Origin of the sequence: Enterobacter cloacae complex sp. ECNIH7 (assembly GCF_002208095.1) — a bacterium.
GTDB classification, from domain to species: domain Bacteria; phylum Pseudomonadota; class Gammaproteobacteria; order Enterobacterales; family Enterobacteriaceae; genus Enterobacter; species Enterobacter cloacae_M.
The window spans coordinates 3,231,899-3,247,552 of the sequence record NZ_CP017990.1; the positions used below are offsets into that span (position 1 = coordinate 3,231,899).

Sequence of the window (15,654 nt, forward strand, 5' to 3'; positions counted from 1 at the left end):
CCCTCTCCCCACAGGGGAGAGGGTGAAAGGCAGCCAGTGGTTATCATTACGTTCGTCCCCCAAATCCCGCACCGAACTGTCCCCTCTCCCCTTTGGGGAGAGGGTTAGGGTGAGGGGGTGGGGTGTGTTTTGTTATTTACTGTCAGATTTATATTCGTACTCGTAATAGCCGTAATCCTGGTACCCGGTCGCGCGGCGGAAGATGGAGTTCAGGATCACCCCTTTCACCTCAATCCCGTTCTGCTCGAAGCGGCTCAGGCTGGTTTCCACCTCTTTCAGGGTGTTCACCGCGTAACGCGCTACCATCAGCGTGGTGCCCGCGTGGCGGCCAACGACGGCCGCGTCGGTCACCGCCAGAATTGGCGGCGTATCGATCAGCACCAGGTCGTAATTTTTGCTCGCCCACTCAATCAACTGGGTGAAACGTTCGCTCATCAGCAGCTCGGACGGGTTAGGCGGCACCTGACCGCGAGGGATCAGGTCAAATTTCGGCACCGTTGTAGGTTTCGCGCTCTGGCTGATTTCACCTTTACCGAGCAGAATTTCCGACAGACCGTTAACGTTGTTGGTGCCCAGCAGCTCGTGGGTGTAGCCCTTACGCATATCGCAGTCGATCAGCAGCACGCGCTTGTTGGTCTGGCTGACCACCGCCGCCAGGTTGGCGCAGACGAAGGTTTTACCAATCGACGGGCTGACGCCGGTTAACATCAGGACGTTGTTTTTGGCCTGCATCATGGCGAAGTGCAGGCTGGTACGCAGGCTACGGATCGCTTCGATGGCGAGGTCGGTCGGGTTACCCACCGCCAGAAGCTGGCTCTGTTTGTAACGCTTGACGCCCTTGATGGTTTTGACGCTGTCGCGGGATTTTTGCCACTCGGACAGCGGAATGCTGGCATAGACGTTGATACCGCTCTCTTCCAGCACCTGCGGGCTTTCGATACCGCGGTTGAACAGCGAACGCAGCAGCACGCCCACGATGGAGAGCATCAGGCCGAGAATAATGCTGCCGAGAATAATCAGCGCTTTCTTCGGCTTCAGCACGCCAGGCTGGGTAATGGCCGGGTCGACGATGCGCACGTCACCGACGGTACTGGCTTCGGTGATTTTCAGCTCCTGCTGCTTGTTCAGCAGCTGCATGTAAACCTGCTGTCCGGACTCCACGTCGCGGGTCAGACGCACGATCTCCTGCTGCGTTTTCGGCATCGCGGTCACGCGGTCATTGAGCTTCGCCTTCTCCTCTTCCAGCGTGCGGCGTTTCTCCAGCAGCGTGCGGTAGGCCGGGTGACGTTTGGTATAAAGCTTGGAAATCTCCGCCTCTTTGAAGGTCAGCTCGTTGAGCTGCGCATCAATGTTGACCATCGAATCAAGAACCGATTTCGCCTCCAGCGGCAGGTCAACGGAGTCTTTATCCTGACGATAGGCGTTCAGCTTGTTCTCGGCATCATCCAGATGGGCGCGCACTTCCGGGAGCTGTTTCGCGAGGAAGGCCAGGCTTTTCGCCGCTTCTGCCGACTTACGCTCAACGTTCTGCTCAAGATAGTTGCGGGTAATGCTGTTCAGGATGTCGCGGATTTGATCCTTATCTTCACCGGTAAAGGTCATGCTCAGCACGCCGGTGTCCTTACCGTTTTCGGTGACGGTCAGGTTGTTTTGCAGATTGTTGATCATCCCCAGGGTGGAGAATTTAGTGACGGTGAATTCGCCGCCCTCCTGGGCGTTGATGGCGCTAACCATCATGCTGACGCCGTCTTTGGTCAGCATCTGCCCCACTTCGCCGCGCGCGCTAAAACCTGCGTCGCTGGTTAGCTGGTACTGTTTCGGGCCAAGCACCTTCAGGGTAAACGTCTGATCGCCTGCCCCTTTCGGCAGCACGAAGTCAGTGACTTTTACCGTGTCGTTGTTTCGCCCCATCAGACGATCCCAGCCGGCACCAAAGACCGGGAAGGTATTTTTGGTGACGGAGATATCGAGCCCGAGGTCGTGAACCGTTTTACCCAGCACCAGGCGTGACTGGATGAGCTGAATTTCGGCGTCGGATGCCGGCGGTTTGTTCGCCAGCGCGGAACCAATGTCCTGCACCAGCGAGTTGCCGGTATTCTGTTCGATCTGCACCAGCGCGTCGGCGCTGTAGATAGGGGTGGCGAACAGCGTATAGACGACGGCCGCCGCGGCGAACACGGCGGTAATGCCCAGCACCCACCACTTTGCCTCTACAACAGTGCCGACCAGGCGCCCAATATCAATTTCATCACTGCCCGAAGTCGGGGCGGCAGAAGCTCTCGTTTTTTCTGTCATTGTTATCCCTGCTGAACTTTCAGTGCCTGCGCCCACTGTTGGGCAGACTGGTCAAGTAAGGTGTAAACCGCCTCAAAGGCCTCATGGCTTTTGCGATACGGATCGGGGATTTCACGTTCATTGTCCCAGTGACCAAACAGCATCACCTTGCCGCGCATCTCCGGAGCGATATCGCAAAGCGCATGAATATGGCGTTTTTCCATCGTCAGGATCAGGTCATACTCCCGGCACATGCGGCCAGTGACCTGGCGGGCCACGTGGCCGTCGAGAGAGAGGTGATGATCCCGCGCCACGCTCGTTGCGCGCTCATCGGCACCTTTACCGACCAGTGCACCCAGCCCTGCCGAATCAACGGTCAGTTCGGGCTGGTAGTGTTTCAACAACCGTTCAGCCGTAGGAGAACGGCAAATGTTCCCCACGCATACCACCAGAATTTTGTTAAACATCGCGGATTACCAGGTATGAATGTCGCGCGCCGTATCCGTCATGTAGCGAACGCCACTGATGGTTGGCAGCAACTGGTTGATCAGACGGTTCCAGCGGGCAACCGGCGCGGTGGTGACATACACCACATCGTATGGCTGGAGACGGAACTCCGTTGCCATCACCAGAGAGGTCGCATCGGACATATCCAGCTGGTAGATGTTGGCAATCTTGCCTTTCGCACTGCCCTCACCTTTCAGCGGACGGATAACGAAGATACCGGTCGCGTTAGAGGTCGTCAGATCGATACCCTCAGCATTGCCCAGCGCTTCGGTCAGCGTCATACCGCTGAAGTCCATTTTGAGGGTGCTCTGTTTTTTCACTTCACCCATCACGAAGACTTTCAGATCGTCATTGCGCGGCACGTAGAGAATGTCGCCCGGATAGAGCAGGCGGTTCTGGGTCAGATCGCCGTTTTGCATCAGCGCCTGCAGCGAAATGCGCTGCTCCTTCCCGTTGTGGGTGAGCACGACGTTGCGCCAGTCGGCGCCGTCGGTTAACCCGCCCGCGGCGTTGATGGCATCCAGTACGGTAAGAGGAACGTTGGTGATGGCCTGCTGGCCGGATTTGTTCACCTGGCCGGAGATATAGGCTTTTTGCGAGCGGAATGCGGCGATATTAACGTCCACCTGCGGATCGGCGATGTACTGCGCTAAGCGGCCGGTAATATCACTACGTATCTCGGCAAGCGTTTTCCCTGCAACATGGACTTTACCAATGTAGGGATAGAACATGGTGCCATCTGACTGCACCCAGTTACCGGTGTCGCTTGAGCTACGGTACTGGCCCGCTGGCGTGGTCAGTTCAGGGTGGTCCCAGACGGTCACGTTGATCACGTCACCCGGCCCCACGCGGTACTGGTAGGACGCAATTTCCTGGTCCAGCGACATATTCGGCTGGGCAACATTCGGACGTGGACGTAATTGTTCCACCAGACGAGGCGTAAGTGGATAAACATTCACCATTTTGTCGAGATCAAAATCGGCATCCTGTTGCTTGATCACATCCTTACCCATTGTTGACATATTGCTGCCGGGAAAGACCGTGCAACCACTCATCAAGGTCACAGACACCAATAATGGCATCAATTTCATTTTGGATTTCATCATTGATTATTTATCACTTTGGCAGAGTAATTATCCTGTGCAATTTAAATAAGCTCGAGTCGTATTGGGTTTCAGCATGCAGTTAATCAAATAGAAATATAACTGGCATCAGTCCTAAAAAAAGCTTATTCATCCATTGGCTATTGACAGAATAATCGAGGCTGATTCACACGCTTTCAGGCACGCTACCGCCCTTGGCTTTCAGTTACCAATCCACTGACTAAACAATGTGTTATGGATAGACACCCTCTTGAGCAAGGTCTTCTGGAAATATATCAGTCGCTTGAGAAACCCGACGGATAATGAATAACCATCCCTGAAGACCGAACATTAATAGCAACACTGAGATTTAACATTTGATGCTGGGAGAATTGTTGCAGCTAACCTAATAGCAGGCAAGGAGACAACTGTCCTAATATTGGTTTTTAAGATTAATATTAAGAGCAAATTTTTGAACTTTTAGGATTTTCTTTATATTGACAAAATAAGAGTAAAAATCATTCCCTGCGATATATCCTAAAATGCATTTCTTGTAATTAAATATACGTATTTCGCTTATTTACACCCTATTGAGAATGCTCTCTTTTTTACCCGTCCTATTAAGAGAAATCTCAGCCCGGCATTGCAATTTCCCCCAGCTTTATCCATGATCGAAGTGTGACATTCGTCATATAACAGAAGGTATTGCTATTACTATGGAATGGATTGCCGATCCCTCAATCTGGGCCGGGCTGGTTACGCTAGTCGTCATCGAGCTCGTGCTCGGGATTGATAATCTGGTCTTTATCGCCATCCTCGCTGAAAAACTTCCCCCTTCCCAGCGCGACCGCGCGCGCGTGACGGGCCTGCTGCTGGCGATGGTGATGCGGTTACTGCTGCTGGCCTCTATCTCCTGGCTGGTGACGCTCACACAGCCTCTGTTCTCCATCCACGGTCTGAGTTTTAGCGCCCGCGATCTGATCATGCTTTTCGGCGGGTTGTTCCTGCTGTTCAAAGCCACGGTGGAGCTCAACGAGCGGCTGGAGGGCAAAGACAGCGAGAATCCAACCCAGCGCCGCGGGGCGAAATTCTGGCCGGTCGTGGCGCAAATCGTGGTGCTGGATGCGGTCTTTTCTCTCGACTCGGTGATCACCGCCGTCGGGATGGTGGACCACCTTGCGGTGATGATGGCCGCGGTGATTATTGCCATCACGCTGATGGTCATGGCCAGCAAGGCGCTGACCCGCTTTGTGAACAGTCACCCGACCATCGTGATCCTCTGCCTGAGCTTCCTGCTGATGATTGGCTTTAGCCTGGTGGCCGACGGTTTTGGCTTCCATATTCCGAAAGGCTACCTGTACGCCGCCATCGGCTTCTCCGTCATGATTGAAGCGCTCAACCAGCTGGCGATATTTAACCGCCGCCGCTTCCTGTCCGCGAATCAGACCCTGCGTCAGCGTACTGCCGACACGGTTATGCGCCTGCTAAGCGGTAAGAAAGAGGATGCGGAGCTGGATGCCGAATCCTCCGCCATGCTGGCCGATCACAGCGACGGGCTGATCTTCGACCCGCAGGAACGACGGATGATCGAGCGGGTGCTTAATCTGAATCAGCGGACGGTCAGCAGCATCATGACCTCGCGGCACGATATTGAGCATATCGACCTGACGGCACCGGAAGAGCACATTCGCGCCCTGCTGAATAAAAACCAACACACCCGCGTGGTGGTGACCGGCGGTGAAGAGGAAGAGGAGCTGCTGGGCGTGGTGCACGTGATTGACCTGCTCCAGCAGCAGCTTCACGGCGAGGCGCTCAACCTGCGCGTACTGGTACGCCAGCCGCTGGTCTTCCCTGAGGGGCTACCGCTGCTTTCCGCCCTTGAGCAATTCCGTAACGCGCGCACGCACTTTGCCTTTGTGGTGGATGAGTTTGGTTCGGTGGAAGGGCTGGTCACGCTCAGCGACGTAATGGAAACCATCGCCGGTAATCTGCCTAACGAGGTGGATGAGATTGACGCCCGCCATGATATTCAGAAAAACGCAGACGGCTCGTGGACCGCTAACGGCCATATGCCGCTGGAAGACCTGGTGCAATACGTGCCGCTGCCGCTGGATGAAAAACGGGAGTATCACACTATTGCCGGCCTGCTGATGGAATATTTGCAGCGTATCCCGCAGCCGGGGGAAGAAGTTCAGGTGGGCGACTATCTGCTCAAAACGCTGCAGATTGAAAACCATCGCGTGCAGAAGGTTCAGCTCATTCCGCTGCGGGATGAGGAAGAACTGGATTTTGAGGTTTAGGTAAAACAAAACGGCAACCCGGTTGCCGTTTTTAGTGTTTGCTCCCTCTCCCGTGGGAGAGGACCGGGGTGAGGGCATCAGGCCGCAACGCCACCCGGCGCAACGGACATCAAAGCTTATCCAGCAGCTTCTTAACGTCCTTACCGTCCTGTGAATCTTTATTGCGTTCCGCCCAGCCGCTAAGCCGACGTTTCGCTTCATCCTGCAGATGCTTACGCAGGATCTGATCCACCTCCAGACGGTAATTCAGGGCCTGCCATTTGCCGTATACGGTCAGCGGGACCGGCGTCTCTTTCAGGAAGTCGATGAGCTTGCTTTCACCCTGCCAGCCGGAAAGTACGCGCACGTTAAAGCGCGTGTCCGCGGTTTCTTTCACCAGATCCAGCTTACCTTCACCGGTCATTGATAAGAGTGAAGAAGTACCCTGCATTCCGTCAAGAGTAAGTTGTCCGTTGTCCAGCGTCAGGTCAGTGGTGAAGCTGTCGAGGCGCGTGGCGCTGTCGTAGTTATCCTGGGCCTTCACATCGCTGCTGCGCTCGACCGCCTGCTGCACCAGCTGCTGGAAGTTAAGCCCTTCCATACGGGAATTTTTCAGATCAAGATGCGCCTGCCCCTGCCACTCGCGGCGGAAAGCATCGGCATCAATTTTCGTGCCTGAGAAGTCACCCGCGAGCGTCAACTGCCCCGTCAGGGATATCGGATAGTTAAACGCGTTCAGGATGGTGCCTATCTCAACGTTGTCGAGACGCGGCTGGAATTCGGCGCTGGCTTCGTCTTTACGGACGTCCAGCGTGCCGGGCAGCGAGAGGCTCCCTGCGCCCATCTTTCCGCTCAGCTCGGAGATCACCAGCAAACCGTTATGGTTAAACATCTGGCTGCTCACGTCGCTAAAATCAATGCCGCGCCAGCGCAGGCTATTGGCTTTCAGCAGAATATCCGCCGTGAACCCGCGCAGGGCGTTATAGTCAGGCTGATCGAGATTAGACGAGATTACCGGACGTGATACCGGTGCCTGGCTTTGCCCCGTCTGCGTGGCATCGCTGTCCGTGGCGCTGGCGGGCAGAGGCGGCAGCAGATTTTCCAGGTTGAGCTTGTCAAACTGCAGATTCAGCACCCACTTCGGCTTCTCTTCGAGCGTGACGCTCGCCTGCCCCTTCAGGCTACTGTCATTTGCCTGCAGGTTGAGATTATCCAGCTCCAGCTGCTTTTGCTCTTCGCGCCACACGGCCTGCAGCGTTCCCTGCCCGGTGACCCCCTGGGTGGGAAGATCGGCACCCGTCAGCTGCCAGTTCAGCTGCTGGATGTCGGCTGTAAGCTGGTGCGGATAGTCTGAGGCGTTCACATTAGCATTCAGCGACAGGGACAAATCGCGCTGATCGCGGTTCACGCGCCCGCTAAATTCCAGCGACGCAAGATGATGAGCATCCTGTTCCATCTGCAGGTTAATGTTGCGAATGGTCACCTGTTCCTGGTGCTCATGCTGGAAAACCAACACGCTATCGACAACTTTCAGCTTGCCGATATCAAAGGACCAGCCGGTATCGGACGGATCATCAGGCAGAGTATTTTCGCGCGGCGCAACCGGCGCACTGGCATCACGCACGGCTTCGGTTTGCGGGGTGAGCTGGATCACCGCGCCTTTCAGCATCACCTGCTTAACCTGCAGCTGATGGGAAATGAGCGGGAACAGCGCCACATCAAGGCGCATGTTGTCTGCGGACACCAGCGGCTGGGCCGCCCCCGGCGCCGTGAGCGACATGCGGCCAGAGAGAATGCTGAGCTGCGGCCAGACGTGCCAGCGCAGCGGCCCGTCAAGCTTCAGTTGATAACCACTGCGTGCCTCGACCTGCCGCACCATGTAAGCGCGGAAATCGTTGGGGTTAACCAGCAGAACCAACGCCGAAAGGCCAGCCACCAGCACCACCAGCAAAATCATCAGCGTTGTCAGAACTCTTCTCATGGCATCCTCAATGGGCTAACGATCAGTCTTTATCAATACGGCTGGCAACCGCGCCCTGCTGGTCGCGATATTTTGCGTCCTGCCGACGGTTGTAAGGACGATCTGCCGGGCCCGACAGCGGTTCAAAACTCAACGCGCCGATCATCATGCCCGGGCGCAGCGCCAGCGGCAATTTACCGGCATTGAAGAATTCCAGCACGATACGCCCCGACCAGCCAGGATCGATACGGTGCGCGGTCACGTGAACCATCAGCCCCAGTCGCGCCAGCGAAGAACGGCCATCAAGCCAGCCAACCAGATCCGGAGGCAGGGTGACGGATTCAAACGTCACCGCCAGGGCCAGTTCACCTGGATGCAGATAAAAAGCTTCGCCTTCATCGATTACGATTTCGTCACTCATGACGCGATCGAGCGCGGCGCTGACTTCGTCCTTCGGCCCGCTAAGGTCAATGAACGGTGCTGTATGGCCGCTAAAGGTGCGGAATTTATTGCCTAACCGCACATCAACGGTCACGCCATTGATACGCTCAACGGGTGGACGCGGGGTAATAGACAAACGGCCTTCATCCAGCCAGGCTTCTATATCGCGATCACAAAGACGCATGGCACTTTCTCCTTTCATGCATCGTACCCTGAGGTGTTAAGCGCTCAGGGTAAAACCAGGTATCTCTGAACGGTACACAATTCGCGCGGCTTATTCAAAAAACTGGCTGATTTTCGCTTTTAAGATATCAATAGCAATGCGGTTTTTACCCCCGCGCGGCACGATGATATCGGCGTATTGTTTGGATGGCTCAATAAACTGCAGGAACATCGGGCGGACCGTTTTCTGGTATTGCGCCATGACGGAGTCCATCGAACGGCCGCGTTCATTCACGTCACGCTTGATGCGGCGCATCAGGCAGATATCCAGCGGGGTATCAACGAAAATCGAGAAGTTCATGGATTCGCGCAGGCGGGCGTCGGTCAGCAGCAGAATGCCTTCAAGGATAATGACCTTTTTCGGCTCGATGCGGATGGTTTCCTGGGTGCGGGTGTGTTCTACGTAACTGTAAACGGGCAGCTCAATCGCCTGGCCGCTCTTGAGCGCTTCTAAATGCTGGAACAGCAAGCTGTGATCCATTGCATTTGGGTGGTCATAGTTGGTTTTGACGCGCTCTTCCATCGACAGATGGGATTGATCTTTGTAATAGCTGTCTTCGGGAATGACGCCGATATGCTCATCACCTACTTGTTCACGCAGTTCGCGATAAAGCGTACTGGCAATTAGACTTTTACCTGAAGCCGATGCGCCGGCGATGCCTATAATGACGCACTGATGAGACTTATCAGTCATAAATTTAGCGACCTGATTAACCTGGATGTTAAGGAAGGACGACGCCGGAGCGTCAAACGCGGCAATTATAGGGATTTCGCGGGCGTGATACCAGTCGAAAGCACAGGTTCTGCGAGACTGGCCGAAAAGTGGCGCTTTATTCCCTGAGTGAAATTTAAATGAACGTTTTTTCAGCGTTTAACCGTTTTTTTTCACGGAGCCTCTATTTAATAAGTCTGTGGTGTCAAATTCTGAGCGGTCACCATATGAATTGTAAATTGTTTGTACTAGCATAAACCAAATTATCTAATTCACGCGTTCGGACATCTTCCCTGACGGCATGGCGTCTCTGGATAAAGCGGTAATGAATAAACAATACCAGCGGGTTTTGGTTACCACCCCACATCCTTTAATACGACTTGTCTGTCTGGGCCTGGTCACCTTTATCTTTACCTTATTTTCCCTGGAGCTCACCCGGTTCGGCACCCTGCTGGCCCCGCTCTGGTTCCCCACCGCCATTATGATGGTGGCGTTTTATCGCCATGCAGGAAAAATGTGGCCGGGAATCGCCCTGGCCTGTTCGTTTGGCAATATTCTGGCCACCTGGATGCTGTTTTCGTGGGGATCGATAAGCCTCACCTACACCTCAATTAACGTGGTTGAAGCTTTTACCGGTGCGCTATTACTTCGCAAATTGCTCCCGTGGTACAACCCGCTGCAGAATCTGAATGACTGGATCCGCGTGGCCATCGGCAGCGCAGTGATACCGCCGCTGGTGGGCGGCGTCCTGGTGTCTCTGCTGGCGCCCGGCCCTGAACCCCTGCGTAATTTCTTCGTCTGGGTGTTGTCTGAAGCGATTGGCGCACTGGCGGTGGTTCCGTTGGGGCTGTTATTTAAACCGCATTATCTGCTGCGCCACCGTGACCCGAGACTGCTGCTGGAAACCCTGACCACGCTGGCCGTAACGCTGGCCCTCAGCTGGGCAGCCATCACCTGGCTGCCGTGGCCTTTCACCTGCGTTATCGTTTTGCTTATGTGGAGCGCCGTGCGCCTGCCGCGAATGGAAGCGTTCCTGGTGTTTCTGGTCACCGTGATGGTTGTGTCGCTGATGATTGCCCAAAACCCGGTGGCGCTGACAACCCAGCACGTCGGGGCGATGCTAAACGCCCCCTGGCTGCCGTTCCTGATGCTGCTCCTGCCTGCCAACGTGATGACCATGGTGATGTACGCCTTCCGCGCAGAGCGCAAGCACATCACCGAAAGCGAGGAGCGTTTCCGCAATGCGATGGAGTATTCCGCCATCGGTATGGCGCTGGTCAGCATTGAGGGCAAATGGCTGCAGGCTAACAAGGCGCTCTGCAATTTCCTCGGCTACAGCCAGACGGAGCTCCAGTCGCTGACCTTCCAGCAGCTCACCTGGCCGGAAGATCTGCACACCGACCTGGAACAGCTCGAACAGCTGGTCAACGGCGACATCAATACCTATACCCTCGAGAAGCGCTATTACACCCGCAACGGGGAAGTGGTCTGGGCGCTGCTTGCCGTCTCCGTCGTGCGTCATGCCGACGGCTCGCCGCTCTATTTTATCGCCCAGATTGAAGACATTAACGACCTGAAGCAGACCGAGTGGGTCAACAAACGCCTGATGGAGCGCATTACGCTAGCTAACGAAGCGGGCGGCATCGGCATCTGGGAGTGGGATCTGGAGCCAGACATTATCAGCTGGGACAAGCGGATGTTTGAGCTATATGAAATCCCGCCGCACATCAAGCCTACCTGGCAGCTCTGGCACGACACGATGCTGCCGGAAGATCGTGCCCACGCCGAGCAGGTGCTGCGGGACTCGCTGATTTCCCGCCTGCCGTTTAAGCTGGAATTCCGCATCCGCGTGAAGGAAGGCGTGCGCCATATTCGCTCCCTGGCAAACCGGGTGCTCAATAAGCAGGGTGAAGTCGAACGGCTGCTCGGGATCAACATGGATATGACCGAGGTGAAGCAGCTCAACGAGGCCCTCTTCCAGGAAAAAGAGCGTCTGCACATCACCCTCGACTCCATCGGTGAAGCGGTACTGTGTACCGATATCAACATGAACGTCACCTTTATGAACCCGGTGGCCGAGAAAATGAGCGGCTGGCTGCAGACCGAGGCTATCGGCCAGCCGATCCTGAAGGTGTTGCACATCACCTTTGGTGAAAAAGGGCCGCTGATGGAAAATATTCACAGCGGCGATATGTCCCGCTCCGATATCGATCAGGACGTGGTGCTGAACTGCCGTACCGGCGGTAATTTTGATATTCACTACAGCATTACGCCGCTCAGCACGCTGGACGGGCAGAATATTGGCTCGGTTATCGTGATTCAGGACGTGACCGAGTCGCGCAAAATGCTGCGTCAGCTGAGCTACAGCGCCTCCCACGACGCCCTGACCCATCTGGCAAACCGGGTCAGCTTCGAAAATCATCTCAAACGCCTCCTGCAGACCGTTCGCGAAACGCGCCAGCGTCATGCCCTGGTCTTTATCGATCTCGATCGCTTCAAAGCCGTCAACGATACGGCTGGCCATGCGGCGGGCGATGCCCTGCTGCGGGAACTCTCGTCCGTGATGTTGACCATGCTTCGCTCCAGCGACGTGCTGGCGCGTCTGGGTGGGGATGAGTTCGGATTACTGCTGCCGGACTGCAATATTGAAAGCGCGCGCTATATCGCCGGGCGCCTGATCCACACGATCAATGACTATCACTTTATGTGGGAAGGCCGCCTGCACCGGATCGGCGCCAGCGCAGGCATCACGCTGATTGATGAAAATAACCATCAGGCGTCGGAGGTGATGTCGCAGGCGGATATAGCCTGTTATGCCTCGAAAAACAGCGGGCGCGGCATGGTGACGGTTTACGAACCCCAGCAGGAGCGGGATCACAACACGCGCAGCATGATGTCGCTTGATGAACAGTGGCACATGATTAAAGACAATCACCTGATGATGATTGCCCGCAGCGTCGCCTCCCCGCGCATCCCGGAAAGCAGTAATTTCTGGCTGCTCTCGTTACGCCTGTGGACCAGCCAGGGCGAAGTCCAGGAGGAGCATGCCTTCCGCTCGGGTCTGGCCGAGCCTGAGCTTTTACATGCCCTCGACAGACGGATCTTTAGCGAGTTTTTCCGCACCTCAGCCGCCCAGATCGCCAGTAAAGGCATGGGAGTGGCGCTGCCGCTTTCTGAGGCCGGTTTAGCCAGCGTAACGCTGGTCGATGAACTTCTCGACCTGCTGGATAAAAGCCCGATGCCGGGCCGTCTCCTGCATCTGGTTATCTCTGCCGACGTGGTGTGCAGCCCGGATAAAAACCTGCAGCGGAGTCTGCAAAAGCTTCGCCAGGCGGGCTGCCGCGTGATCTTCAGCCAGGTGGGTCGTGACATGAACGTCTTCACCCACCTGACCGCCAATATGGCCGACTATCTGATGCTGGACGCGGAGGTGGTAAGCAACGTGTATGGCAACCTGATGGACGAGATGATGGTGACCATTGTGCAGGGCCACGCCCAGCGTCTGGGGATGAAAACCATCGCGGGCCCGTGCAACCAGCCCATCATGATGGATACGCTCTCCGGCATCGGCATTGATTTTATCTATGGCGACACCATCGCCGAGCCGCAGCCGCTGGATCTACTGCTCAACACCAGCTATTTCGCCATCAACTGACGGTGCCCAGCCGTCGGTGTACCAGATGTGCAGCAGCGCGTAAGAGCGCCACGGCTGCCAGCGCTCGGCATAACGACGAATTTGCGCGGGCGTCATCCCGGCAAAGCGTTGCTTAATCAGATAATCATCAGGCAGAAAGACATCTTTCGCCTGCCAGCCGCGCAGGGCCAGGTAGTTTGCCGTCCAGCGCCCTATCCCCGGCCGCTGCTGTAGCGCCTTCATCCCGGCCTCAATATTCTCGGGCGGGAAAAGCGGAAACGTCCCGTCGATGACCGACTGTGCCAGATGAATTAACGACTCCGCGCGTTTTACCGGCATGCCCAACGCCTTCAGCGCCAGCGGGTCCGCTTCCGCCAGCGCGTCCGGCGTGGGGAAACAGAGATACCCCGGACAATCCGCGATCGGCTCACCGCACAGCGCCACCACGCGCGACGTCAGTTTCGCCGCCATCGCCACGCTCACCAGCTGCCCGAGGATCGCCCGGACGCCCTGCTCGTACGCGTCCATCGCCCCCGGCAAACGCAAGCCAGGCCGGGCAGCACCGAGATCGCCCAGCGTATCCGCGATGTGCTGCGGGTTGCAGGCGAGATCGAACAGGCGCTCGATGCGTTCAAGGCACGTCTGCGCAACCGGAACTAACCCCGGACTGAGCGTCACGGTCAGCGTATGGGTGGCGATATCCGGCGTTACGCGAAATATCCCCTGATGCCCTTCACAGGCAAAACTGCGCTCGTAGTAGTCGCGTGTGACGGTTTCAATGCCCGTCACAGCACGCGCGCCGAGAAAGCCAAACATCCACTGCCAGTCGTAAGGGGGTTGCCAGTTCAGGGTGTACATCGTCTCTCCTTTTGGGTTCTCCACAGCATAAACGGAAAGGTCCTGTTTCGCCTTGCTTTCATATTCCTGTTGTCGCCATGAAGACATTTCGTTAAAGTCTCGCCCCTTCTCACTGGCATGGGGATTCATCGTGTTTATTGGATTCGACTACGGTACGGCAAACTGCTCGGTTGCGATTATGCAAAACGGACAACCACAGCTTCTGAAAATGGAAAAAGAGAGCACGCTGCTGCCGTCAATGCTCTGCGCGCCGACGCGTGAAGCGGTAAGCGAATGGCTGTTCCGCCACCATCAGGTTCCGGCCACGGCGGCGGAGACCCAGGCGCTGCTGCGCCGGGCGGTCAGCTTTAACCGTGAGGAAGACATCGACGTTTCGCCGTCCAGCGTGCAGTTCGGCCTCTCTTCGCTCGGGCACTACATTGAAGATCCTGAAGAGGTTTACTTCGTTAAGTCGCCAAAATCCTTCCTCGGCGCCAGCGGACTTAAGCCGCAGCAGGTGGCGATGTTCGAAGACCTGGTGTGCGCGATGATGCTGCATATTCGCAATCAGGCGCAGACGCAGGTCTCCGATGCGATTACCCAGGCGGTCATTGGCCGCCCGATCAACTTCCAGGGGCTGGGCGGCGACGAGGCCAACCAGCAGGCGCAGGGGATCCTTGAACGCGCGGCGCACCGCGCAGGCTTCCGAGATGTGGTATTCCAGTACGAGCCGGTTGCCGCGGGGCTGGACTTTGAAGCCACGCTGACGGAAGAGAAGCGCGTATTAGTCGTGGATATCGGCGGGGGCACGACGGACTGCTCGCTGCTGCTGATGGGCCCCGAATGGCATAATCGTCGCGATCGTGAAAACAGCCTGCTCGGGCACAGCGGCTGTCGCGTAGGCGGTAACGATCTCGATATCGCGCTGGCATTCAAAAGCCTGATGCCGCTGCTCGGCATGGGCGGTCAGACGGAAAAAGGCATCGCCCTGCCGATCCTGCCGTGGTGGAACGCGATTGCCATTAACGACGTGCCTGCGCAGAGTGATTTTTACAGCACCGCCAACGGCCGCTTCCTTAACGATCTGGTGCGCGACGCGCAGGACGCCGAAAAAGTCGCCCTGCTGTATAAAGTGTGGCGTCAGCGTCTGAGCTACCGCGTGGTGCGCACTGCCGAAGAGAGCAAAATAGCCCTTTCCGACCGTGCTGAGCATGCGGTCTCCTTGCCGTTTATCAGCGACGATCTGGCCACCGCGATTTCGCAGGACGGGCTGGAGACGGCGCTCGCGCAGCCGCTACAGCGTATTCTTGAGCAGGTGCAGCTGGCGCTGGAGAACGGCAAAGAGAAGCCGGACGTGATTTACCTGACCGGGGGAAGCGCCCGCTCGCCCCTGATCAAGAAAGCGCTGGCGGAACAGCTGCCGGGCATTCCCATTGCCGGTGGGGATGACTTTGGCTCCGTCACCGCAGGCCTGGCACGCTGGGCGCAGGTGATGTTTAGCTAGCATTGTTGCGGTGCGGTCTGGTGCCCTCACCCCGGCCCTCTCCCACAGGCAGAGGGCGAAAACACCAAAAACGGCAACGGATGTTGCCGTTTTGCGTTTACCTCCATTCAGACCATTCCTGACAGTCTTCCATATTTCCTCCATTTTTCCGCTGTGTTAGCTGACTAAACTAGTATCATTCCCCGAAGTCTTCAGGATGAGA

At 56.4% G+C, this 15,654-nt stretch carries 10 protein-coding genes; 3 read left to right on the plus strand and 7 right to left on the minus strand.

All coding sequences use genetic code 11. The features are described from left to right. Nucleotides 1-132: 132 nt before the first annotated feature. Genes wzc through WM95_RS15955 form a run of 3 tightly spaced genes read right to left on the minus strand, consistent with a single transcriptional unit; the run spans nt 133 to nt 3,887 of the window. Complete coding sequence (wzc, locus tag WM95_RS15945) at nt 133-2,295, minus strand: tyrosine-protein kinase Wzc (protein ID WP_063408439.1); 2,163 nt, start codon at nt 2,293-2,295, stop codon at nt 133-135. 2 nt (nt 2,296-2,297) lie between these two features. Further along, nucleotides 2,298-2,741: a low molecular weight protein-tyrosine-phosphatase Wzb gene (gene wzb / locus WM95_RS15950; protein ID WP_023312405.1), complete on the minus strand. Its 444-nt coding sequence runs from the start codon at nt 2,739-2,741 to the stop codon at nt 2,298-2,300. Nucleotides 2,742-2,747: 6 nt separating this feature from the next. Further along, nucleotides 2,748-3,887 carry a polysaccharide export protein gene (locus WM95_RS15955; protein ID WP_014170829.1) on the minus strand — a complete coding sequence of 380 codons (1,140 nt, stop codon included), beginning with the start codon at nt 3,885-3,887 and terminating at the stop codon, nt 2,748-2,750. 692 nt (nt 3,888-4,579) lie between these two features. On the opposite strand from WM95_RS15955, the gene WM95_RS15960 reads away from it, so the two are divergent. Further along, nucleotides 4,580-6,163 (plus strand): TerC family protein, encoded by a 1,584-nt coding sequence (locus WM95_RS15960; RefSeq protein ID WP_063408441.1) that lies wholly within the window; start codon nt 4,580-4,582, stop codon nt 6,161-6,163. A gap of 109 nt (nt 6,164-6,272) precedes the next feature. On the opposite strand, the gene asmA is transcribed toward WM95_RS15960, so the two are convergent. The 3 genes from asmA to udk form a co-directional block, all read right to left on the minus strand. Beyond that, entirely contained in the window at nt 6,273-8,123 is a 1,851-nt protein-coding gene (gene asmA / locus WM95_RS15965; RefSeq protein ID WP_063408442.1) for an outer membrane assembly protein AsmA, read from the minus strand. A 22-nt stretch (nt 8,124-8,145) separates the two neighbouring features. After that, the gene (gene dcd, locus WM95_RS15970) at nt 8,146-8,727 is read right to left on the minus strand and encodes a dCTP deaminase (RefSeq protein WP_023312408.1); all 582 of its coding nucleotides are present in this window, start codon (nt 8,725-8,727) and stop codon (nt 8,146-8,148) included. 90 nt (nt 8,728-8,817) lie between these two features. Beyond that, entirely contained in the window at nt 8,818-9,459 is a 642-nt protein-coding gene (gene udk, locus WM95_RS15975) for a uridine kinase (protein ID WP_008500855.1), read from the minus strand. Nucleotides 9,460-9,802: 343 nt separating this feature from the next. Here udk and WM95_RS15980 point away from each other — a divergent pair, with 343 nt between their 5' ends. Beyond that, nucleotides 9,803-13,132 (plus strand): diguanylate cyclase, encoded by a 3,330-nt coding sequence (locus tag WM95_RS15980; RefSeq protein WP_063408443.1) that lies wholly within the window; start codon nt 9,803-9,805, stop codon nt 13,130-13,132. Here WM95_RS15980 and alkA read toward each other — a convergent pair. Further along, a complete protein-coding gene (gene alkA, locus WM95_RS15985; RefSeq protein ID WP_063408444.1) occupies nt 13,097-13,969 on the minus strand; it encodes a DNA-3-methyladenine glycosylase 2 in 873 nt (290 codons plus the stop codon). The two genes, WM95_RS15980 and alkA, sit on opposite strands and share 36 nt — an antisense overlap. Nucleotides 13,970-14,099: 130 nt before the next feature. Between alkA and yegD the strand changes: the two genes are divergently transcribed. Next, nucleotides 14,100-15,452, plus strand: a complete 1,353-nt coding sequence (gene yegD / locus WM95_RS15990; RefSeq protein WP_063408445.1) for a molecular chaperone — start codon at nt 14,100-14,102, stop codon at nt 15,450-15,452. Nucleotides 15,453-15,654: the final 202 nt, after the last annotated feature.

What these genes read in the sequence shown, in the direction of transcription:
- wzb (WP_023312405.1), bottom strand. Translation starts at nt 2,741, where the DNA reads ATGTTTAACAAAATTCTGGTGGTATGCGTGGGGAACATTTGCCGTTCT.
- wzc (WP_063408439.1), bottom strand. Translation starts at nt 2,295, where the DNA reads ATGACAGAAAAAACGAGAGCTTCTGCCGCCCCGACTTCGGGCAGTGAT.
- asmA (WP_063408442.1), bottom strand. Translation starts at nt 8,123, where the DNA reads ATGAGAAGAGTTCTGACAACGCTGATGATTTTGCTGGTGGTGCTGGTG.
- alkA (WP_063408444.1), bottom strand. Translation starts at nt 13,969, where the DNA reads ATGTACACCCTGAACTGGCAACCCCCTTACGACTGGCAGTGGATGTTT.
- WM95_RS15980 (WP_063408443.1), top strand. Translation starts at nt 9,803, where the DNA reads ATGAATAAACAATACCAGCGGGTTTTGGTTACCACCCCACATCCTTTA.
- udk (WP_008500855.1), bottom strand. Translation starts at nt 9,459, where the DNA reads ATGACTGATAAGTCTCATCAGTGCGTCATTATAGGCATCGCCGGCGCA.
- WM95_RS15960 (WP_063408441.1), top strand. Translation starts at nt 4,580, where the DNA reads ATGGAATGGATTGCCGATCCCTCAATCTGGGCCGGGCTGGTTACGCTA.
- WM95_RS15955 (WP_014170829.1), bottom strand. Translation starts at nt 3,887, where the DNA reads ATGATGAAATCCAAAATGAAATTGATGCCATTATTGGTGTCTGTGACC.
- dcd (WP_023312408.1), bottom strand. Translation starts at nt 8,727, where the DNA reads ATGCGTCTTTGTGATCGCGATATAGAAGCCTGGCTGGATGAAGGCCGT.